The sequence below is a fragment of the Dictyoglomus sp. GBS genome (genome assembly GCF_055179815.1).
The window spans coordinates 1543660-1565758 of the sequence record NZ_CM143687.1 but is presented as its reverse complement, the minus strand read 5'-3'; the positions used below and the strand labels follow the sequence as shown (position 1 = coordinate 1565758).

General features: G+C 31.8%; 21 protein-coding genes and 1 tRNA gene. 21 read left to right on the top strand and 1 reads right to left on the bottom strand.

Features of this window, described 5'->3' with window-relative positions:
- Window positions 1-2: 2 nt before the first annotated feature.
- From fabZ to proB, 14 genes are all read left to right on the top strand, one after another.
- Window positions 3-443, top strand: coding sequence for a 3-hydroxyacyl-ACP dehydratase FabZ (gene fabZ, locus ACY3IT_RS07875; protein ID WP_463082400.1), 441 nt, complete (start codon window positions 3-5; stop codon window positions 441-443).
- Complete coding sequence (gene lpxA / locus ACY3IT_RS07870) at window positions 440-1234, top strand: acyl-ACP--UDP-N-acetylglucosamine O-acyltransferase (protein ID WP_463082399.1); 795 nt, start codon at window positions 440-442, stop codon at window positions 1232-1234. Before fabZ ends, lpxA begins: the two co-directional genes overlap by 4 nt.
- Entirely contained in the window at window positions 1231-2319 is a 1089-nt protein-coding gene (gene lpxB, locus ACY3IT_RS07865; protein WP_463082398.1) for a lipid-A-disaccharide synthase, read from the top strand. The genes lpxA and lpxB overlap by 4 nt, the downstream gene beginning before the upstream one ends.
- Window positions 2316-3407 (top strand): glycosyltransferase family protein, encoded by a 1092-nt coding sequence (locus ACY3IT_RS07860; RefSeq protein ID WP_463082397.1) that lies wholly within the window; start codon window positions 2316-2318, stop codon window positions 3405-3407. Before lpxB ends, ACY3IT_RS07860 begins: the two co-directional genes overlap by 4 nt.
- Entirely contained in the window at window positions 3382-5121 is a 1740-nt protein-coding gene (locus tag ACY3IT_RS07855; RefSeq protein ID WP_463082396.1) for an ABC transporter ATP-binding protein, read from the top strand. Before ACY3IT_RS07860 ends, ACY3IT_RS07855 begins: the two co-directional genes overlap by 26 nt.
- Window positions 5114-6067 carry a Gfo/Idh/MocA family oxidoreductase gene (locus ACY3IT_RS07850; protein ID WP_463082395.1) on the top strand — a complete coding sequence of 318 codons (954 nt, stop codon included), beginning with the start codon at window positions 5114-5116 and terminating at the stop codon, window positions 6065-6067. Before ACY3IT_RS07855 ends, ACY3IT_RS07850 begins: the two co-directional genes overlap by 8 nt.
- On the top strand, window positions 6045-6677 hold the full coding sequence (locus ACY3IT_RS07845; protein WP_463082394.1) for a tetratricopeptide repeat protein: 633 nt from the start codon (window positions 6045-6047) through the stop codon (window positions 6675-6677). The genes ACY3IT_RS07850 and ACY3IT_RS07845 overlap by 23 nt, the downstream gene beginning before the upstream one ends.
- 36 nt (window positions 6678-6713) lie before the next feature.
- Entirely contained in the window at window positions 6714-7433 is a 720-nt protein-coding gene (gene lptB / locus ACY3IT_RS07840; protein ID WP_463082393.1) for an LPS export ABC transporter ATP-binding protein, read from the top strand.
- Window positions 7433-8620, top strand: a complete 1188-nt coding sequence (locus tag ACY3IT_RS07835; protein WP_463082392.1) for a DUF3084 domain-containing protein — start codon at window positions 7433-7435, stop codon at window positions 8618-8620. Before lptB ends, ACY3IT_RS07835 begins: the two co-directional genes overlap by 1 nt.
- A gap of 15 nt (window positions 8621-8635) precedes the next feature.
- Window positions 8636-10078 (top strand): proline--tRNA ligase, encoded by a 1443-nt coding sequence (proS, locus tag ACY3IT_RS07830; RefSeq protein WP_463082391.1) that lies wholly within the window; start codon window positions 8636-8638, stop codon window positions 10076-10078.
- A gap of 4 nt (window positions 10079-10082) precedes the next feature.
- Window positions 10083-10532, top strand: a complete 450-nt coding sequence (gene dut, locus ACY3IT_RS07825) for a dUTP diphosphatase (RefSeq protein WP_463083638.1) — start codon at window positions 10083-10085, stop codon at window positions 10530-10532.
- An 81-nt stretch (window positions 10533-10613) separates the two neighbouring features.
- Complete coding sequence (gene fusA, locus ACY3IT_RS07820) at window positions 10614-12701, top strand: elongation factor G (RefSeq protein WP_463082390.1); 2088 nt, start codon at window positions 10614-10616, stop codon at window positions 12699-12701.
- Window positions 12698-12901 (top strand): DUF951 domain-containing protein, encoded by a 204-nt coding sequence (locus tag ACY3IT_RS07815; protein ID WP_463082389.1) that lies wholly within the window; start codon window positions 12698-12700, stop codon window positions 12899-12901. Before fusA ends, ACY3IT_RS07815 begins: the two co-directional genes overlap by 4 nt.
- Window positions 12894-14003, top strand: coding sequence for a glutamate 5-kinase (proB, locus tag ACY3IT_RS07810; RefSeq protein WP_463082388.1), 1110 nt, complete (start codon window positions 12894-12896; stop codon window positions 14001-14003). The genes ACY3IT_RS07815 and proB overlap by 8 nt, the downstream gene beginning before the upstream one ends.
- A gap of 166 nt (window positions 14004-14169) precedes the next feature.
- Here proB and ACY3IT_RS07805 read toward each other — a convergent pair.
- Window positions 14170-14244, bottom strand: a tRNA-Ala gene (locus ACY3IT_RS07805).
- Between the two features lie 142 nt (window positions 14245-14386).
- Here ACY3IT_RS07805 and ACY3IT_RS07800 point away from each other — a divergent pair.
- The 7 genes from ACY3IT_RS07800 to glpK are packed head-to-tail and all read left to right on the top strand — an operon-like array spanning window position 14387 to window position 22094.
- On the top strand, window positions 14387-15094 hold the full coding sequence (locus ACY3IT_RS07800; RefSeq protein WP_463082387.1) for an ABC transporter ATP-binding protein: 708 nt from the start codon (window positions 14387-14389) through the stop codon (window positions 15092-15094).
- A complete protein-coding gene (locus ACY3IT_RS07795; protein ID WP_463082386.1) occupies window positions 15087-16430 on the top strand; it encodes a TolC family protein in 1344 nt (447 codons plus the stop codon). The genes ACY3IT_RS07800 and ACY3IT_RS07795 overlap by 8 nt, the downstream gene beginning before the upstream one ends.
- On the top strand, window positions 16427-17476 hold the full coding sequence (locus ACY3IT_RS07790; RefSeq protein WP_463082385.1) for a TolC family protein: 1050 nt from the start codon (window positions 16427-16429) through the stop codon (window positions 17474-17476). The genes ACY3IT_RS07795 and ACY3IT_RS07790 overlap by 4 nt, the downstream gene beginning before the upstream one ends.
- Window positions 17473-18771 (top strand): efflux RND transporter periplasmic adaptor subunit, encoded by a 1299-nt coding sequence (locus ACY3IT_RS07785; protein ID WP_463082384.1) that lies wholly within the window; start codon window positions 17473-17475, stop codon window positions 18769-18771. Before ACY3IT_RS07790 ends, ACY3IT_RS07785 begins: the two co-directional genes overlap by 4 nt.
- Window positions 18772-18782: 11 nt before the next feature.
- Window positions 18783-20003: an ABC transporter permease gene (locus tag ACY3IT_RS07780; protein WP_463082383.1), complete on the top strand. Its 1221-nt coding sequence runs from the start codon at window positions 18783-18785 to the stop codon at window positions 20001-20003.
- 16 nt (window positions 20004-20019) lie between these two features.
- A complete protein-coding gene (locus ACY3IT_RS07775; RefSeq protein WP_463082382.1) occupies window positions 20020-20586 on the top strand; it encodes a hypothetical protein in 567 nt (188 codons plus the stop codon).
- A 29-nt stretch (window positions 20587-20615) separates the two neighbouring features.
- On the top strand, window positions 20616-22094 hold the full coding sequence (gene glpK, locus ACY3IT_RS07770; RefSeq protein WP_463082381.1) for a glycerol kinase GlpK: 1479 nt from the start codon (window positions 20616-20618) through the stop codon (window positions 22092-22094).
- Window positions 22095-22099 lie beyond the last annotated feature (5 nt).

Here is a 22099-nt window from a genome sequence, read left to right as displayed (position 1 = left end):
ATGTGAATAATATTGATATTACTAAAATTCTTCCTCATCGTTTCCCTTTTCTTCTTGTTGATAAAGTATTAGATTTTAAAGAAGGGGAATGGTTAAAAGCAATAAAAAATGTTACGTATAATGACTATTTTTTTGTAGGACATTTTCCTGAAAGACCTATTATGCCGGGAGTATTAATAATTGAAGCTATGGCACAGTGTGCAGGTATATTTTTATTTCTAAGCTATGGAAAAGATAAAAGTGATAAAGAATATATAGCGTATTTAGCAGGGGTGAATAACGTTAAATTTAGAAAACCAGTAATTCCGGGTGATCAAATAGTTTTAGAAGTAAAACTAAAGCAAACAGTAAGGAATATATATAAGTTTGATGCAATTTGTAAAGTAGATGATAATATTGTGGCAGACGGAGAAATTACTATTGCATTAGGAGGAAAAGAATGAAGGATGTATCAATACATCCTACTGCTATAATCAGTGGTAAGGCTGAAATAGGTATAAATGTAGAGATTGGTCCTTTTACTGTAATTGAGGATGGGGTAAGAATTGGAGATTATACAAAAATTGAAAACAATGTTCATATTAAAAGAGGAACCATTATAGGTAGTGGTTGTCATATACATACAGGAAGTGTTTTAGGTGATATTCCTCAAGATTTGAGTTTCAGAGGAGAAGAAAGTTTTCTTATAATAGGAAATAATGTAACAATAAGAGAATATTGTGTATTTCATAGGGCATCTGGTAATGGTAATGCTACAATCATAGGTGATAATTGTTATTTAATGGCATATGTTCATGTGGCTCACAATGTTAAAATTGGAAGAGATGTTATAATAGCCAATGCCACACAACTTGCTGGATATGTGGAAATTGGAGACAAGGCATTTATAAGTGGTCTTGTAGGGATTCATCAGTTCGTAAGGATAGGTAGTTATGCAATGGTTGGAGCATTATCTAAGTTGGTTAAAGATATTCCTCCCTTTTCTTTATGTGATGGTAATCCGGCTCTAATATATGGTATTAATGTGGTAGGTCTAAGAAGAAATGGTTTTTCGAGTGATAGGATTAGAATAATTAGAAAACTCTTTCATATATTATATGATAAAGGTTTATCTTTTGAGAAAAGATTAGAGGCAATATCTAAGATAGAATATGAAGAGGCTAAAATGTTGGTTGATTTTGTTAAAGGCTCGAAAAGAGGAATTGCTGATGCATCTTGGAGGAATGAAGAATGAAAATATTCTTTTCAGCATTAGAAGTTTCTGCTGATTTACATGGATCAAAGCTTATAAATGCGCTAAAACAAAAACAAAAAAATATATATTTTTTTGGTCTTGGCGGAGAAAGAATGAAGGAAGAAGGCTTAGATGTAAGATGGGATCTAACAAGATATAGTACTGTTGGTTTTGTTGAGCCTTTACCTTATATTCCAAAGTTATTAAAAATACAGCAAGAAGCCAAAAATTTATTAAGAGAGGCAAGACCTGATCTTGCTATATTTATTGATGCTCAAGGTTTTAACCTCCCATTAGCAAAATATGCGAAAAGTTTAGGTATAATAACTGTATATTATTTTGCTCCACAATATTGGCTATGGGGAAAGAAAGAAGAAGCTAAAGAAGTTCTTTCAAATTTGGATTGGATAATTGCTACTTTTCCTCAAGAGTATTCTTTATATAAATCATTTGGAGATAATGTGGTTTTTTTTGGACATCCTCTTATAGATTATCTTTCAGTTTATTCAAATATAGACAAAAAAAATGATCTTATAGGACTTTTCCCAGGAAGTAGAGTACAGGAAATTAAAAAACTTACTCCTATTTTTTTAGAGATAGCTGAGAAATTGCCAGGATATAAATTTGTTATTCCTTTAGCAAGTCAAAATTTTTCTAATTTATTATATTCTATCATTAAAGGGGAGGAGAATTTGGTGAAAGTTGTGTCAGGAAATGAAAGCCAAAAGATCTTAAGGGCATCTGTCATAAGCCTTGTAGCCTCTGGTACAGTAACTTTAGAGGCTGCCATTCTCAAGACACCTGTTTTTGTATTTTATAAGATCTCTCCATTGACTTATTTTATTGCTAAAAGACTTGTTCATTATCCTTATATTGCTTTGCCCAATATTATTTTAGAAAAACGTATATTTCCTGAGTATGTGCAGTATATAGATATAAACAAGGTTGTTAAGGATATAGATGATTTTTTGAAAGATAGCGATAGAAGAGAAAAAATGTTAAAAGATCTTGATAGAATCTCTGAAATAATTGGAAAACCTGGGGTTTTAGATAAAATTTCTGATTTTATATTAAATCTTTTATGAAAATTTATTTCATAGCTAATGGGCCTGGAGAGATAGCAGGCTGGCTCTATCCATTGGTACAGTGGATAAGGGAGTATGAGCCTTTTTGGAGTAAAAATTTGTCATATTATTTAATATTAAATCCTTGTCAATTTGCATCAGGAGAAGAAGAAAGAGTTGTAAGAACATGGGAATTTTTTGAAGATATAATCTTACCAAATGAATATTGGAAGCTTTTTAAAGTTAAAGAAAGTAACACAATAATCTTCCATATAGGAGGAGATTTATTTTTTAATTTGGCTCTTGCCAAAAGGTGGAAAAGTAAATCTTTAGCATACTTGGAGAAAGATTTTTATTGGGAAAGATTTTATAATAGGATCTATGCATCTGAAGTATTGAAATATAAAAAGGCAGTAGTAGTTGGAGATTTAAGATTTGATTTTCTTCCCAATAATGGGTTTTCTAACAATAATAAAATTGCTTTATTTCCGGGGAGTAGGACCTATGGGTTGAGATTTTATTTGCCATTTTATTTCATGTTAGCAAGAGAAATTTTAAAAGATTTTCCAGATCTTAACTTCACCTTATTTTTCTCTCCCTTTTTAAATCCATCAGAAAGGGGAAAAATATTAGAGAAACTGCAACCTATTTGGAAAGATTTACCTATGGAGTTTAGAGATCTAAAGGATATGAGAGATGTGAATGGTTATTTTCTTGCTATTACACTTCCTGGTACCAATACTTTGCAACTTGCATATATGAAGATTCCTATGTTAGTAATATTGCCTCTTCATAGACCAGAATATCTTCCTCTTGAAGGGATTGGTAATTTGTTTAAGGGAAGAATACGAGATTTTATTATAAAAGCCTACTTAAATAGAAATCCATATTTAGCCTTGCCCAATAAGCTATATCCTGGAATACTACCTGAAGTAGTAGGTAAATTTTTGTTTAAGGATGTGTTAGAATTTTTAAGAGGATTAATTGTTGAAAGGGAGATAATCTTAAATATACATAATGAGTTAAAAGAAAAGTTTAATAAGAATTATCTATCGTCCGAGTTGATCTGGAAGGATTTTTATCATGAAGTACTTGAAAAGGCTATTTGAATTTTTAAAACCATATGCAATTTATTTTATAATAGGTTTTTTCTGTATTATAGTTGGTAATGGTGCTCAATTATATGCACCAAAATTCTTAGGAGAACTTTTGGATCAGCTTTCTCATATTAGAGATTTAAATGTTTTAAATAGATTAGCCTTTATAATTATTCTTCTTCTTTTTACAAGAAGTATTTTTTTGTATGGTCAGATTTATATTTTTTCTTTTATTGGTCATAGATTAGTAGCAGATTTAAGAGAAAAATTATTCGAGAAGATTCAATATCTCTCTTTAGATTATTTAAATAGATGGGGAAGTAGTGATCTTATAGCTCGTACTCTTCAAGATACTCAATTGATACAAACTTCTTTTTTATCAGGCATAGCAGATCTTTTTTATGCTATAGTCCTTTTATCAGGAGTACTTGTTATAATATTCATCACAGATTGGCAACTTGCTCTTGCAACTCTTATTGTTATTCCTCTTTTTGTTTTTTCTATATCTGGTATAGGTAGGGAAATACAAAAATGGTCCATGTCTGTACAAAAAAAGGTAGCAGATTTAACAAAACTTATACAGGAGAGTATAAAAGGAGCAAGAATAGTAAGAGGCTTTTCTCAAGAAGAAAAAGAAATTGAAAGATTTAAGAAAGAAAACGAGAAAAACTTTTTTAGAAATTTGAAAATTGCAAGACTTACAGCATTTCAAATTCCTCTTGCTAGCTTTTTAAGTGCTTTAGCACTTGTTTTTATCCTTTGGTTAGGTACAAGAAAGATAGCAAGAGGAGAGATAACAATGGGATCATTTGTAGCCTTTCTTACTTATGTGGGTATGGCTTTGGATCCTACTCAAACTATTCTTAGAGTGTTTTCAGGACTTAGGCAAACCTATGCAGCTTTAGAAAGAATTTTTGAGATTTTGGATAAAGGTAAAGAAGTAGAAGAGGTTAAAAATCCAATAGTTCTACCTCCAATAAAAGGTTTTGTAGAATTTAAAAATGTATATTTTACATATGACGGAAAGAGTTGGGTTTTAAAGAATATAAATCTTAAAGTTAATCCTGGAGAAAAAATTGCTATTGTTGGAAGTAGTGGTGCAGGAAAAAGTTCTCTGGTAAATATTATTCCAAGGTTTATAGATCCCACTCAAGGAGAAGTAAGAATTGATGGGTACAATATAAAAGAAGTGAGTTTAAAATCTTTAAGATCTCAAATAGGTTTCGTTCCACAAGAGACTATTATTTTTTATGGTACAGTAAAGGATAATATAAGTTATGGAAACCCAAATGTAACTTTAGATGAAATTATAGAGGCTGCTAAAATTGCAAGGGCTCATGATTTTATTATGAATCTACCAAATGGATACGATACTGTAATTGGAGAAGGTGGGGTAGGTATTTCGGGAGGACAGGCACAAAGAATTGCTATTGCAAGAGTTGTTCTTTTAAAGCCAAGATTAATAATTCTTGATGAAGCTACCTCAGCATTAGATTCAGAATCAGAAGCCTATGTACAGGAAGCTTTAAAAGATCTTATGGAGGGAAAAACTGCTTTTATTGTGGCTCATCGCTTATCTACTATAAGAAAAGCTGATAGAATAATTGTATTAGAAAATGGAGAAATAGTAGAAGAGGGTACTCATGAAGATCTCTTGAAGAAGGGTGGAATTTATGCAAGAATAATAAAATGGCAACTTGAGGAGAGTAATATAGGAGATGAATAAGGTAAAGATAGGAGTTGTTGGAGTAGGATATTTAGGGCAACATCATGTAAGAATTTTCAGCGAGATTCCTAAAGTAGAAATTGTAGGAATTGCAGATTTAAATTTACAAAGAGCAAAAGAGATTGCTTCTATTTATAATATACCTTTTGTAACTTCTGATTATAGAGATTTACTTGATAGGGTTGATGCTGTTAGTATTGTTACTCCTACTAATACTCATTTTCAGATAGCAAAAGACTTTTTGCTTAGAGGTATTCATACTTTTATAGAGAAACCTGTAACTCAAACTTTAAAAGAAGCGGAAACTCTTTTAGAGATTGCCAGTGGGAAAAATCTTATTTTACAGGTAGGTCATATAGAAAGATTTAATCCTGCTGTTCAAGAATTAAAAAGATATATAAATGATCCTTTTTACATGGAGATAAAAAGATCTGGTCCTTTTGACGGTAGGATAACTGATGTGGGGGTTGTAATGGATCTTATGATTCATGATTTGGATATACTTTTTTATGTATTAGGTAAGGGTAGAAAAATATTAGACATAAAAGGATATGGTTATTCTTTTTATACTTCTTATGAAGATTTTGCAAATGTAGAACTTGTTTTTGAGGGAAATCTTCTTGTAAATCTGATTGCCAGTAGGGTAACTCCTAAAAAGATTAGAAGATTAGATATTTATGAGAAGAATGGGGATTTAATAAGCATAGATTATATGGAACAAAGCATATCTATAATTCATGGGAATAGAAAACAAGTTGAAACATCTATAGAGACTCCAGTTTTAGAGAAAGAGGAACCTTTGAGATTAGAGCTTGAACATTTTGTGAATTGTATTCTTGAGGGGTCGGATCCTGAAGTTACCCTTGAGGATGGAAAATTAGCTTTAGCCCTTGCTACTGAAATTTTAAAGGAGCTGAGAATTTTTGATATTAAGAAAGATACTTAAAAATTTTTACTTATCTATAATCTTTCTTGTCTTTTTTATTATTCTATCATTATCTTCTGATGATCTAAAATATTTAAAAACTCAATTTGAACAGCAATTAAAAAAAGAGCCTCAAAATTCTAAAGTTCTTTTTAATCTTATGGTAGTATATGGGGCTTTAGGAGATTTAGAGAATCTTTATAATACATATAATTTGCTTATTGCTACTGATCCCAACTTTCTTAAAAACCTAAAAAAAGATATAAAGGAAGAAGATAGTAGTATATTCAATCTATATAAATTAGCATTTTTGTATTATTTCTTAGAAGATTATGATAAATCTATCTTTTATTTTGAAAGGTTATATGATTTAAAACCTAACGATGATTGGGTAATAGCTTTTCTTGCATATTTGTACTATTTAAAAGATAATTTAAATAAGACAAAAGAATTAATAGATAAAGGATTAAAATTAAATAAAGATAATGAGGTTTTTCACGCTCTTTTATGTGCCTTATATTTAAGAGAAAATAGATATTTCTCTGCCCTTAAGGAATACTTTATGACTTTGAGTATTGTTCAAAGAAAAGGATATAAAAACATATTTGGAATTTTAAAAAATTTGAGATAAATTGACATATTGTTAAAATTTTCTTAACATTAAATTATGGCACTTGAGACCATAGGTATATATAAATACTACGGAAAAAGATGTGTAGTTAAAAATGTCTCTATACGTGTAACCCCTGGGAATGTAGTTGGGCTTTTAGGACCAAATGGGGCAGGAAAAACTACTACATTTTATACTATTATGGGGGAAGTAACTGCTAATCAGGGTAAGATTTTACTTGATGGCGAGGATATTACACATTTATCTATGCCCCAAAGAGCAAGAAAAGGTATTGGTTATCTTGCCCAAGATCCTACAATATTTAGAAAGCTTACAGTAGAAGACAATATAAAATTGGTATTAGAATTAACAAAGTTAACCCCAAAAGAGCAAAAAGAGAGATTAGAAGAATTAATAGAAGAATTTCGATTACAGAAAGTTAGGAAAAATTTAGGGTATACACTCTCTGGAGGAGAGAGAAGAAGGGTTGAAATAGCTAGGGTTTTAGCCCTTTCTCCTAAGTATATACTTTTAGATGAACCTTTTGCAGGGGTTGATCCTATTACTGTTCAAAATTTACAAGAAACTATTTCCTATTTAAGAGAAAAGGGGTTGGGTATATTAATTACTGATCATAATGTTAGAGATACATTAGCTATAACAGATTATGCATATATAATATTTTCTGGAGAGGTTCTTATCTCCGGTACTCCAGAAGAAATAGTTAATAGTGATATGGCAAAAAGATTTTTCTTAGGAGAGAGGTTTAATCTTTAATGTCTGGATTTTTTTTAATAATTATATTGATTCTTGCAAGTGGTTTGATTGCATATGCAGGAGATTATGTAGGTAGAAAAGCAGGGAAAAAGAAACTTTCTCTCTTTGGCCTTAGGCCTAAATATACTTCTCGTATAATCAGTATTTTGACTGGCATTTTAATTATGATTTTCTCTCTTGTTGTGCTTTCTGTTATTTCGGAAAATGTTCGAGTAGCTTTATTTGGAATGGAAAAATTAAAGAAACAAATATATTCTTTAGAAAATTCGATTAAGTCAAAGGAAAAAGAATATACAGAGATTTTAAAGAGGTATGAAGAAGTTAAGAAAGGTAGAGATAAGGCTCTAAAAGATTTAGAGGAATATAAAAATAAAATTCATATTTTGGAAATGGAAAGAGAAAAATTACTTAAAGAACTTAATAAATTATCTATGGAAAAAGAGAGATTAAAGAAAGAAAATGAGAAGCTTCAAAGGTCTATATACGAAGTCTCTAAAAAAATAGCCACATTATCTAAGGAAAAAGAATCTTTGGAGAAAGATAAAAAATATTTACTTGATGAATTACAGTTTTTGAATTCTACTATAGCCAGTCTACGTACAGAAGGAATTATATTTAAAAGAGGAGAATTGATACTTAATTATATTATTAGAGGTAAAACAGGTGATGATATACAAAAAGAGGCAAAAGCACTTCTTTCTTTAATTGAAAGTATAGCAAGAGAAAGAGGAGCAGGAAATGAAGAAAAAGGATACGTATGGGTGCCAGAAGCGGAATGGAAAAAACTTTTAGAGGAAATGAAAACTACAGAGGAAAAATTGGTAAGGGTACATTCTCTAGCAAACATATTTGAGGGTGAACCAGTTATTGTATATTTCCAAATTTTTCCTTATAAATTAGTATATAAGACAGGAGAGGTAATATTACTAAAAGTTATTGATGGTAGTGAAAGTTTAGATAAGATTGAATCAAGACTATTAGAGGTTCTATCAGAGGTTAATAAAATAGCTCAACAAAAAGGAATACTTCCTGATCCATTATCAAATACTGTTGGTGAAATATCTTTTGATGAATTTTATGATACTGCTTATAAAATTAAAGAGAGGGGTAAAAAGGTTATCCTAAAAGTGATAGTTGAAGAGGATACTTATAACAGTGGTCCTTTAAAAATAAGATTTGAGATATAGGAGGTAGTGATTTTTATGGAAAAAAAATTTGTAGAAGCATTAACATCTCAAAAAGATGATTTTTCAAAATGGTATACCGAAGTGGTATTAAAGGCAGGACTTGTGGATTACTCTCCTGTTAAAGGTTGTATGGTAATAAAACCTTACGGATATGCTATATGGGAAAATATACAGAAGATTTTAGATGAAAAGATTAAAGCAACAGGTCATGAAAATGCATATTTCCCTCTTTTTATACCAAAGAGCTTCTTGGAAAAAGAGGCAGAACATGTGGAGGGTTTTTCACCTCAAGTTGCTTGGGTTACAAAGGGGGGAGATGAGGATCTTTTTGAACCTCTTGCTGTGAGACCTACCTCAGAATCAATAATCTGCAGCATGTATGCTAAATGGATTCAATCATGGAGAGATTTACCAGTACTAATAAATCAATGGGCTAATGTTGTTAGATGGGAAAAAGAAACAAGACCCTTTTTAAGAACCACTGAATTTTTATGGCAGGAAGGTCATACCGCTCATAGAACCCTTGAAGAAGCAGAAGAAGAAGCATTAAAAATGCTTTTTGTGTATAAAGATTTTGTTGAGAATGATTTAGCTATTCCAGTAATTGCTGGTAAAAAAACGGAGAATGAAAAATTTGCTGGTGCTTTACACACATATTCTATAGAGGTTCTTTTAGCAGATGGAAGGGCCCTTCAAGCTGGTACATCTCATAATTTAGGTCAGCATTTTGCTAAGGCATTTGATATTATGTTCCAAGATTTGGATGGAGAGAGAAAATATGTTTGGCAAACCAGCTGGGGAGTGTCTACAAGGCTTATTGGAGCTTTGATAATGACTCATGGTGATGATTATGGCCTTGTATTACCTCCTAGGGTTGCTCCTTATCAAATAGTGATTATACCGATATGGAAAAATGATGCTGAAAGGGAAAAAGTCTACAATTATGTAGATGAAATATATAATATCTTGAAGAGATACTTTAGAGTAAAGGTAGATAAGGATGAGGAACATACTCCTGGTTGGAAGTTTAATGAGTATGAACTTAAAGGTGTTCCAGTAAGATTAGAAATAGGTCCAAAGGAAGTAGATAAGCAAGAAATATTTGTGGCAAGAAGAGATTTAAGATTGAAAATGTCGTATAAAAAAGAAAATATGGTGGAAGAGCTAAGTAATCTTTTAGATGATATTCAAAAAACTCTTTTCCAAAAGGCTTTAAAATTTAGAGAAGAAAATTTCCATAATGTAAGAGACTTTAATACATTTAAAGAAATTATGGATACAAAAAGGGGGTTTGTTAAAGCAAGTTGGTGTGGAGACGGAGAATGTGAGTTAAAGATAAAAGAATTAACTGGAGCAACAATAAGAAATTTACCCCTTGATTGGAAAGAGGAAGAAGGAAAATGTGTTCTTTGTGGAAAGGAAACAAAAATTAAAGCCTTATTTGCAAAGGCATATTAGAGATATGAAGGTTAAAGTACTTATAGAAAGAATAGATAAAGAACTATCACTTCCTTTTTATGCTACATCTGGATCTGCTGCTTTAGATCTGTATTCTCGCGTTGATTTTGTACTTCCCCCCTTTAATGAGATAGGTGGAGGAATTATAATTCCTACAGGAATAAAAATTGCCCTTCCTGAAGGATATTTGGCATTGGTCTTGCCTAGGAGTGGACTTTCGGCAAAGGAAAGTATAACAGTTTTAAACACTCCAGGACTTATTGATAGTGACTATAGAGGAGAAATTTTAGTTAATCTTATCAATTTTTCACAAAGGCCATTTTACGGTAAAAAAGGTATGAGAATAGCTCAACTTCTTGTTCTTCATTATCCGAGGGTAGAATGGGAAGAAGTGGAAAGCCTTCCTTTAACGGAAAGAGGAGAAGGGGGGCTGGGAAGTACTGGGATTTTATAAAATGTAATTTTCTTTTATGTGATATATAATTTAAATGGAAGTTTTTAAAACAAAAAGAAGTAAGGGGGTTATGAAAGAAAAATGAAATATGAAACTGAAAACTTAAGGAATGTAGGACTCTTTGGGCATGGAGGTGCCGGAAAAACAAGTTTAGCTGAGGCAATTTTATATACTGCAAAAGTAATAGATAGAATAGGTAAAGTTGAAAATGGTAATACGGTTTCTGATTTTGAACCTGAAGAAATAAAAAGAGGAATATCTTTAAGTCTTTCAGTTCTACCCTTGGAATGGAAGGTAAAGAAAATTAATGTAATTGATACACCAGGATATGCAGACTTTATAGGAGAAATCAAGAGTGCTTTAAGAGCAGTAGATAGTATGCTTATTGTAATTGATGCTATTTCTGGAATTCAGGTTCAGACTGAAAAGGTGTGGGGGATAGGTGAGGAAGAGAAGTTACCAGTAGCTTTTGTAGTGAATAAACTTGATAGAGAGAGTGCTGATTTCTATGAAAATGTAAAAGCTATTCAAGAAAGATTTGGAGGCAAAGCAATTCCTATATATTTACCCATTGGTAAAGAAGGTAATTTTAATGGTATTATAGATCTTTTAGAGGGTAAAGCATATATTTATAAAGATGAGAAGGGTGAACCAGTAGAGTCTGATATTCCAGTAGAGCTTAAGTCGGATTATGAAAAATATAGACAACAGTTAATTGAAACTATTATTGAGTTTGATGAGGAGTTGCTTCAAAAATATTTAGAAGGAGAAGAGATAGAAAGTGCATTAATAGCTAAAACTTTAAAGGAGGCTTTTATAGGAAGAGAATTATTCCCAATCTTTCCTGTATCCTCTTTTAAAAATGTAGGAGTATCAAAGTTACTTGATGCAATAGTTGCTTTCTTCCCAAATCCTTTAGAAAGACCAGCTATACCTGTTGAAGATCTTAAAAAGGGGGAAACAAAAGCTGTACGAATAGGAGAAAAGAATGGCCTTTTGGCTTTTGTTTTTAAAACCTCTGCAGATCCTTTTGTTGGTAAGATAAGTTACATTAGGGTTTTATCAGGAGTGTTAAAGCCAGATTCTCCATTATTCAATGTAAATAAAGGAGTACAGGAAAAGATAGGTGGACTTTTCTATCAAAGAGGTAAGAATCAGGAAGTTGCAACAGAGATCAATACTGGAGATATAGGTGTCATAACAAAATTGAAAGAAACAAGCACAAATGAGACTTTGAGTGATAAAGATAATTCAATAAAGGTAGTTCCAGTGGAATTTCCCGAACCTGTTTTTGCAGTTGCAGTAGTTCCAAAGACCAGAGCTGATGAAGATAGGATGAGTTCTGCAATTGCAAGAATTTTAGAGGAGGATCCAACTTTAAGGGTGCAAAGAAATCTGGAAACCAATGAAACATTAATTTATGGGTTAGGAGATTCTCATTTAGAAGTAGTAGTAGAGAGAATGCAAAGAAAATTTGGGGTAAATGTGACCTTAGGTACACCACAAGTAGCTTATAGAGAAACTATTAGAGCTACTGTCAAAGCTGAAGGTAAAGTTAAAAAGCAGACAGGTGGTAGAGGGCAATATGGTCATGTATGGCTTGAGTTAGAGCCTCTACCTCGAGGTGCTGGATATGAATTTGTAGACAAGATTGTTGGTGGAGTTGTTCCTAAGAACTATATACCTGCAGTTGAGAAAGGTGTTAGAGAAACAATGGAAAAAGGAGTATTAGCTGGATTCCCCGTAGTAGATGTTAGAGTTACTTTATTCGATGGATCTTATCATGAAGTAGACTCTTCAGATATGGCCTTTAAGATAGCAGCTGCTAAAGCATTCAAAAAAGGTTTTATGGAGGCAAAACCTGTACTTCTTGAACCAATAATGAGTGTAGAAGTTACAGCACCAAGTGAGTATACAGGTGATATTATAAGTGACCTTAATAGTAGAAGAGGGAGAGTAACCCAGATAGATTCCTTGGGTAAACTACAAGTGGTAAAGGCTCTTGTACCTTTGGCTGAAATGCTTAGATACTCATCTGTTCTTAAATCTATTACTCAAGGTAGAGGATCTTATTCTATGAAATTTTCACATTATGAAGAGGTACCAGCAAAGATACAAGAGGAGATTATAGCTAAGGCAAAACCAAGAGCAGAAGAAGAAGAGGAATGATAGAGAAAATTGAAGTAGGTGATATATTAGAACTACCTAAGAAACATCCTTGTGGTGGAAATAGATGGATTGTGCTTTATTCTGGTGTTGATATTAAATTAAAATGTGAAAAATGTGGTCATATAGTTATGCTACCAAGGATCGATATAAAAAGAAAGGCAAAAAAAGTGGGAAAGGTAGAAATAAAAGAGGATGAATAACTGGAAAAGAATTGTTGTAAAGGTTGGTACTTCAAGTATTACTGATGAGAAGGGAAATCCATCGGCAGAGAAGATCCTTTCCTTAGCAAGAGAATGCGTAAAACTTATAAGATCTGGTAAAGAAGTTATATTGGTATCCTCCGGAGCTATTGCTTCAGGAAGAGAAATTATAACTCGTCTCTCTAAGAGAAAGGATCTTCCTGCCAAGCAGGCATTATCTGCTGTGGGACAAGTAAGGTTAATGCAATACTATGCACAAATTTTCTCTATTTTTAAACAACCTATAGCCCAAATACTTATTACAGCAGAAGATATTTATGATAGAAAGAGGTATTTAAATATATCTCAGACCTTTGAGACTCTTTTAGAAGAGAAGATTATTCCTATTGTAAATGAAAATGATACAGTAGCAGTTGAAGAAATAAAGATTGGGGATAATGATACATTATCAGCAAAAGTAGCATGTGCTGTAGATGCTGACGTTTTAGTTATATTGTCTGATGTATATGGTCTATATACAGAAGATCCCAATAAATCTAATGATGCTAAATTGATAAAGGAAGTTTATGAGATAAATGAAAATATTGAAAAATATGCAGGCCCTGGTAAGGGAACTGGGGGTATGTATACAAAGTTAATGGCAGCCAAGATAGTTACAGAGGCTGGGATACCTATGATTCTAACAAAAACAGATATTGAAAATATTTTGGAAAGACTTATCTTAAAAAATGAAAAAATTGGAACTTTTTTCTATCCTCCTGAGAAACATCTAAGTAGAAAAAAGCACTGGATGTTATTTGTGGCGAAAAGTGAAGGGAAGATTTATGTAGATAATGGTGCTAAAGAAGCTATTCTTAAAAAAGGTAAGAGTTTACTTCCAGTTGGGATAAAAAAGATTGAAGGTGATTTTGTAAGGGGGGATACAGTATCTATATTGGATGAAGAAGGAAATGAAATAGGTAAAGGAATTGTTAATTATGACAGCAATGAAATTCAAAACATAATTGGAAAAAACTCTGAAGAAATAAAAGCTATTTTAGGGGATAACTCTTACGAAGAGGTAATTCATAGGAACAATATGGCTCTTATACATCTTGATTAAAAATTAATATAGATCCAAAAAGCTAAAAGATAAAGATAGGCAAACCTCAGCTTTTTAACTGGTTTTTCATAATATGTTTGCTTTCTTTAAAAATTAAGACAATAAAGGTTGTTTAATAAAATAACTAAAATGGCGAAGATATTGATATAAACTATTTCTCCTGTTTTGGTGGAGGCGATGGGATTTGAACCCACGGCCTCTTGCATGCGAAGCAAGCGCTCTCCCGCTGAGCTACGCCCCCACCTTATTTAAACCTTTTTAAGTTTAATCAAAACAAAAGGTTTTTGTCAAATTGTTTTAATTTAATTTCATGGAATAACGATATCATTTAAAATGTCTAATTTAATTGGATAAACTATTAAAGAAAGGGTGTGAGAGTCAAGATGGAAGACATTATTGTTTTGGAAGATGTGATTAAGATTTATAAAATGGATGGAGTAGAGACTACTGCATTAAATGGAGTCTCATTAAGGGTTAAGAGAGGGGAATTTATAGCAATAATGGGCCCTTCCGGATCTGGTAAATCTACTATGATGCACCTTATAGGATGTCTTGATAGACCAACATCTGGTAAAATATATTTTGAAGGAAAGGATGTTTCTAAACTTACTGATGATGAATTAGCTGAGATAAGAAATAAGAAAATTGGTTTTGTATTTCAGAGTTTTTATTTACTTCCCCGTTATAATGCACTCCAAAATGTAGAACTTCCTTTAATATACCAAGGAATTTCACCAAAAGAGAGAAGAGAAAAAGCTAAAGCAATTTTAGAAAGAATGGGTCTTAGTGATAGGTTATTTCATAGACCTACTCAACTTTCAGGTGGTCAACAGCAGAGAGTTGCTATTGCAAGAGCACTTGTAGTGGATCCTTTAGTTTTGCTTGCTGATGAACCAACAGGAAACTTAGATACTAAATCCAGTCATGAGATTATGAATTTAATTAGTAGGCTTCATAAAGAAGAAAATCTTACTATTGTTTTAGTAACCCATGAACAAGATATTGCTTCTTATGCTGAAAAAATTGTAAGGATGCAAGACGGAAAAATCGTAGATATAGAGGATAGGAAAAGGGAGATAAGCCATGTATAAGAAACTTCTTTTGGTTATGATCATCTTCTTTGTTTTTTTAAATATATCTTATAGCGAAGATTACATAACTATAGACTCTCTTTTACCTCTTTTACAAAAGTCACCCCTCTATAGCGTATATAAAATTCAATACGAAAATTCCTTACAGAATTATTATTTATCTCAAGCAAATTTAAAGCCTAATATTACATTTCAGGCATCATATAATCTGGGAGAAACAAAGACTATAATAGGATCATCTACTACTATTAATACAACTCAAAACACAGTTCTATCCTTAAGTTATTCTCAGATTATTCTTCCTTTCGGAGAAGCGGGAATAAATCTAAAATTAGCTGAGCTAAGTTTAGAGCAGGCAAAAAATAATTTTCAAATTAATTATAATGATCTATTTCTTCAATTTTTACAATCCATATATAATCTTTATTTAGCTCAGGAAAAATTGAAGATATATGAAGAAAGTTATAGTTTAGCAGTAAAGCAAAGGGAAGTAGCGGAGAAACAATTTGAGAATAAGGTTATAAATGAAATAAATTTATTGGATTATAAACAAAGGGAAAAATTGGCAGAGACTAATTATAACTCAGCAAAAAGTAATTTAGAATTAGCATATAAGTCCCTTGAAAATCTTTTAGGAACAACCTTACCAAGAGTTCCGGTAAAAATTGATATTAAATATGATGAAATAGAAGACAAACCTGAAGATCTTTTGAGTAAACTTTATACTAATAATTTAAGTGTAAAAAATGCGAGCTTAGAATTAGAAAAAAGTAAGCTTAATTTAGATAAAGCATATCTTCCATCTTGGGGTATCTCATTTAGTGGAAATTACAATACTGGAAATGCATCTTATAATGCCTCCTTTAATACAAAAAACTATCTTTTATCATTTAATACAGATCAAACTTTTGGAGATACAATAAGTTCGAGTAAAGAGTCATGGAATATCAAGATTCAGTTTAGTATTCCTATCTTGGATGGAGGAAGTAGTAATATAAATAAAACACAAGCAGAACTTTCCTTGAAACAAACGCGGATTAATTTTGAGAAAACTAAGAAAGAGGTAGAACTTAATTTCTGGAAGACCTATTATAATCTAATTCAAGCTCAATCCGTTATAAAACAGAAAGAGATTGCCTTAGAACAAAAGAGACTAAATTTTGAGGCTCAAAAGATAAGGTATAGTTTGGGCTTAATTACAGATTTGGATTTAAAGAGTTATGAAATAGAATTTATACAGGCCAAGTATGATCTTGAAGATGCTATTTTAAATTATAATCTTTTAAGAGTCCAATTAACTAATCTTCTTGGAAATTTAGGGGGTAATCTACTATGAGAAAAGTATTGGCTTTTTTAGTTTTAACATTTTTGGTTCTTACGTTAGGCTATTCTCAAGAATTAAAGATATTAACTTTTGATGAAGCAGTAAATATTGCTTTAAAAAATAATAAAGATATTTTGGTAGCGAAAATAAATTTGGATAATGCAGTTTTTGATTATGAAAATAAAAAGAAAGATCCAACTACTTTAATACTCTCTTTAAAGCAAGCAGAATTAAATGTAAAGCTTGAACAGGTAAAATATAATAATACAAGAATTCAAGTAATTCAAAGTGTTAGAAATGCTTATTTTTCTGTCTTAGAAGCACAAGCACAAGTTAAATTATATAAAAAACAAGTAGAATATTATCTTGAAAATCTGAATGCAGTAAAGCTAAAATTTCAGTTAGGTAATGCAACTGCCACTGATGTTAAACAGGCAGAAATAAATTATTTGTCTGCTCAAAATATGTTAAAATCAGCAGAGAATAATCTCGCTATAACTTGGAGTCAGTTTTGGCAAACCTTGGGGGTCTCTCCTATGGAAAATATAACCCTCAAAGAGCCAGATCTTGTAGTTTTTAACTTTACGTTGGATAATCTTTTTAATCTTGCAAAAGAGAATTTAACAAATATTGTACAGGCAAGTAATAATGTTGAACTCTATAATTTACAAGTAAAGCTTTATAATAATGAATATACACCAAAAGCAACTCTTTTGTCATCCCAAAATTCATTGGAAAGTGCAAAGATGAATTTAGAACAGGTATTGAATAGTACAAAATTAACTATAGCTCAAAGGTTAGACCAATTGTATGCAAGTTTGAAGGAAGTAGAATTACAAAAGATTAATTTGGATCTTGCTAAAGAGAATTACAATATTACAAAAACGCGATTTGAAGCTGGATTAATAACGAAATTAGATCTAATGAATGCTGAAATAAATTTAATAAAGGCTGAAAACAATTATTATTCTTCTTTGCACACATATTTTAAAAATTTAGACAATCTTTCTATCTCTGTAGGAAAAGTACTTTTCGAAGGAGGAGAAGTTAAAAAATGAAAAAGAAAAGTATATTAATCATTGTTATAGCTATTTTAGTTGTAATTATAGGATCATGGAGTATTTTTGGTAGAAATTCAAGAACTTCTTCAAATAAAACTACAATTACCACATATACTGTACAAAGAGGAGATCTTTTAGTAACGGTATCTGGCAGTGGAATGCTCGAGGCTGAGAGAAGTCTTGATATTGTCAGTAAAGTATCAGGGACAGTCATATATGTGATAGAAGAAGGTAAAAAAGTGAAAGCAGGAGATATTCTTGTAAAAGTTGATCCTACAGATTATCAAATATCCTATAATCAAGCATTAATTTCTTATAAAAATGCTGAAAACTCCTATGAACAAGCAAAACTTAATTATGAAACACAAAAAAGAAATTTAGATAAAAACTTAAGTGATGCTCAAATAAGTAGAGATAATGCATTTTTGGAATATAAAAATGCTGAGAAGAATTTAGAAAGGATTAAAGGACTTTTTGAAAAGGGGTTTGCTTCACAGAGTGATTTGGATAATGCTAGACTAACTTCGGAAAAAGCAAAGAATTCATATATGCAAGCAGAAACAAATTTAAAGACCGTGAAAAGTAATTATGATAATCAACTTAAAAATTTACAAAAAGATCTTGAAACAAGTAGACTTTCTTTTGAAAAGGCAAAATTGGATTTACAAAATGCGAAAAAAAACTTAGAAAATACTATTATAAAAGCACCCTTTTCTGGAATTGTGTCTAATGTGAAAGTAGTAAATGGCCAAATAATTTCAAATAATACTGTTCTAATGACGCTACTGGATACAGATAATGTGGAATTAAGTTTAGAAGTAGATGAGACAGATATAGGAAAAGTTTCTTTGGGTCTACCTGTAAGAGTTACTTTAGATGCTTTTCCTGATGAAGAATTTGAGGGAAAAGTAATTAGGATATCTCCTGTTGCAACTATTTCAAATAATATACCTATATTTAAGGTAAGGGTTAAAATACCTAATCCTGGTTTAAAATTAAAAGTAGGGATGAGTGCTGATGGGGATATTATTCTTTTAGAGAAGAAGAATGTTTTATTAATACCCCTTAGAGCTATAAAAAAGACAGAAAGAAGAAGTTATGTAGAAATCCTTAAAGGAAACGGAAACACTGAACTTGTTAGGGTCACTTTGGGAGAAGACGATGGTACAAATGTGATTGTGGAAAGTGGTCTTAAAGAAGGTGATGTTATTGTTTTATCATCATCAAGCAGTACATCAAGATCTACAAACCAGCAAATGCAAATAAGAATTCCAGGGGTTCCTTTAAGGTAGGTGTAATAACTATGATGATTGTAGAGATACTAAAGATGGCCCTTTATAGCTTTTCGTCAAATAAATTAAGAACATTTCTTACAACTCTTGGGATAATAATAGGAGTCGCAGCTGTAGTAACTTTAGTATCCTTAGGAGAGGGTACTAAATATTCTATTGAAAAGCAGTTTACATCTCTTGGGTCTAACCTTCTTACTGTTTTTCCACGATTTGGTAGAGGAGTTGGGCTTGTAAGAGGAGCACCTCGAAGTTCTATTACTAATGATGACTATGAAGCTCTTAAAGAAGAGTTGGACAGTTCAAAAGTAGTAGCTATAGTACCTTATGCAAACAGAAATGTTCAGGTAAAGTATAAGGCATCAAATTCTAATACTCAAGTTATTGGTACTTCTGCTGATTATATGAGGGTGAGAGAGATAAAGTTAAAGGAAGGAGATTTCTTCAGTGAAGAGGATTATAGGGGGAGTAAAAAAGTAGCAGTATTGGGATCTTCTGTTGCCGAAACTCTTTTTGGGAATGAGGACCCTGTGGGTCAAAGTATAAAAATAGCTGGAATAACATTTAAAGTTATAGGAATTCTTGAACCTCAAGGACAATTAGGCGGATTTGCTAACTTGGATGATATGATATTTATACCTTTAACTACCTTTCAGCGTAAAATTCAAGGAGGAAATTTTTTAAACAATATATATATTTCTGCTGTAAGTCCTGATGTCATGGATGATCTTCAAACCCGGATTGAGGAAATAATAAGAAAAAAGCATAAGATAACAAATCCCGATGAAGATGATTTTGTAGTACAGAATCAATTAACTATTCTTTCTTCTTTGAATCAGTCAATGCAAACATTAACTCTCTTTCTTGCAGGAATAGCGGCTATTTCCCTTTTAGTTGGTGGAATAGGTATTATGAATATAATGTTGGTCAACGTTACAGAAAGAATAAAAGAAATAGGTATAAGAAAAGCTGTAGGAGCAAAATCTGGATATATTCTTTTGCAATTTCTCTTAGAATCAGTAATTGTGTCAGTAGTAGGTGGGATAGTGGGTATTTTATTAGGTATTTTCTTAGCACAAATTATAAAATCATTTTCTGGTCTTTCTGCTGTTGTAACATTAAATCCTATAATCTTATCGTTTACAGTATCTGCATTGGTTGGTATATTTTTTGGTTATTATCCTGCAAGAAGAGCTTCTAAATTGAATCCTATAGAGGCTTTGAGGTATGAATAATAAGGAGGTAAATGCCATGAAGAGACTAATTACTTTAATGTTGTTCGTTATATTACTAATAACCTTAGTATATCCTCAAACCCAAACTCAACAACAAAGAAGAAATTTTATGTCTCAAGAAGTTCAATATCTTATAAGATTAATAAGGGATTTAAGAGAGCTTGATAAAGATAAGAAGGTGGCTATTACAAAAAACCAGGCTCAAAAACTTATTCCTATCCTACAGGAGCTTCTTAAAACAAATATGCTTCCCAAGAAGGAGGCTGATAAATTTATATCAAGGATTGAGACTGTTTTAACTGATGAGCAAATAACCTATCTTGACAAATTACAAATAGAAAGGCAAAAAAGATTTGAAGAAATAAGGCAAAAGTTGCAACAAAATCCTCAAGGTTCACAGATAAGTCAGGGGCAAGTTAATCCTCAATGGAGAGGACCACAAAATGTTTCTGAGAAAGAGAGACAGGAATTTCAAAAATTTATGGAAGCATGGAGTAAAGGACAACCATTAAATCCTTTTTATCACGTAACTATGTATAAAAAGCAGTTGAACGATTTGATAGACTATTTGAGGAAAAAATAAAAAAATTTAGGAAAGAGGGGGAGGTAAATATGTATATTCTTGCATTAGATCAGGGAACTACGAGCTCAAGAGCAATAGTTTTTGATTCCTTAGGTAATATTATTAGTATGGCTCAAAAAGAATTTCCTCAAATTTTCCCAAAACCAGGATGGGTAGAGCATAATCCTTGGGATATTTGGAATTCTCAAAAAGAAGTAATGATAGAGGCTGTTTATAAATCAGGCATATCACCAAAAGAGATTTCTGCTATAGGAGTTACTAATCAGAGAGAAACAACTATTGTGTGGGACAAAGAAACAGGAGAACCAATATACAATGCAATTGTTTGGCAGTGTAGAAGAACAGCAAATTATTGTGAAGAATTAAAGAAAGAAGGTCTTTCTGAATTAATAAAGGAGAAAACTGGTCTTGTAATTGATGCATACTTTTCAGGGCCCAAGATTAAATGGATATTAGACAATATACCTAACGCAAGAAGAAAGGCTGAAGAAGGTAAGCTCCTTTTTGGTACAGTGGATACTTGGTTAATATGGAATCTTACGGGAGGTAAAGTCCACGTTACAGATTATTCTAATGCTTCAAGAACTATGCTTTTTAACTTAAAAACCTTAGATTGGGATGATGAGCTCTTAGAGATAATGAATATTCCGAGAGTTATGATGCCTAAGGTTCTCCCTTCAAGTTGTGTATATGGGACATGCCATATTATTGACAATTTTGAGATTCCCATATCTGGGGATGCAGGAGACCAACAAGCTGCCCTTTTTGGGCAATGTGGTTTTGAAGAAGGCATAGTAAAAAATACATATGGTACTGGTTGTTTTATTTTACTGAATACGGGCAAAAATATTAAATATTCATCTAAAGGTCTTATTACTACTATAGCTTATGGGGTAGGAGATGAGATCTATTATGCCTTAGAAGGTAGTGTTTTTATTGCAGGAGCAGTGATACAATGGCTTAGGGATAATTTAGGAATTATAAAGAATTCTTTAGAAAGCGAAATTCTTGCAAAGAGTGTTGATGATAACGGAGGAGTGTTTTTTGTACCTGCATTTGTAGGGCTGGGAGCGCCTTACTGGGATATGTTTGCGAGGGGACTAATTATAGGAATAACCCGCGGAACTCAGAAAGGACACATTATAAGAGCAGCTTTGGAAGCTATAGCATATCAAACCCAAGATGTTTTAGAACTCATGAGTGAAGAGACTGGTATAAAAATTAGAGAATTAAGAGTTGATGGTGGTGCTTCTGCTAACAATTTTCTTATGCAATTTCAGTCTGATATTTCTAATATAAGAGTTATAAGACCTCTTATTACTGAAACAACATCCTTAGGTGCAGCATTTTTGGCAGGCCTTGGAGTAGGTTTATGGAAAAGTACTGATGAACTCAAGCATTTATGGAGAGAAGAGAAAATTTTTGAGCCCTGTCTCTCAGAGGAGAAAAGGGGAGAGCTTTTAAAGAAATGGAAAGAAGCTGTTAGAAGAGCTAAAAATTGGGAATAAAAAAT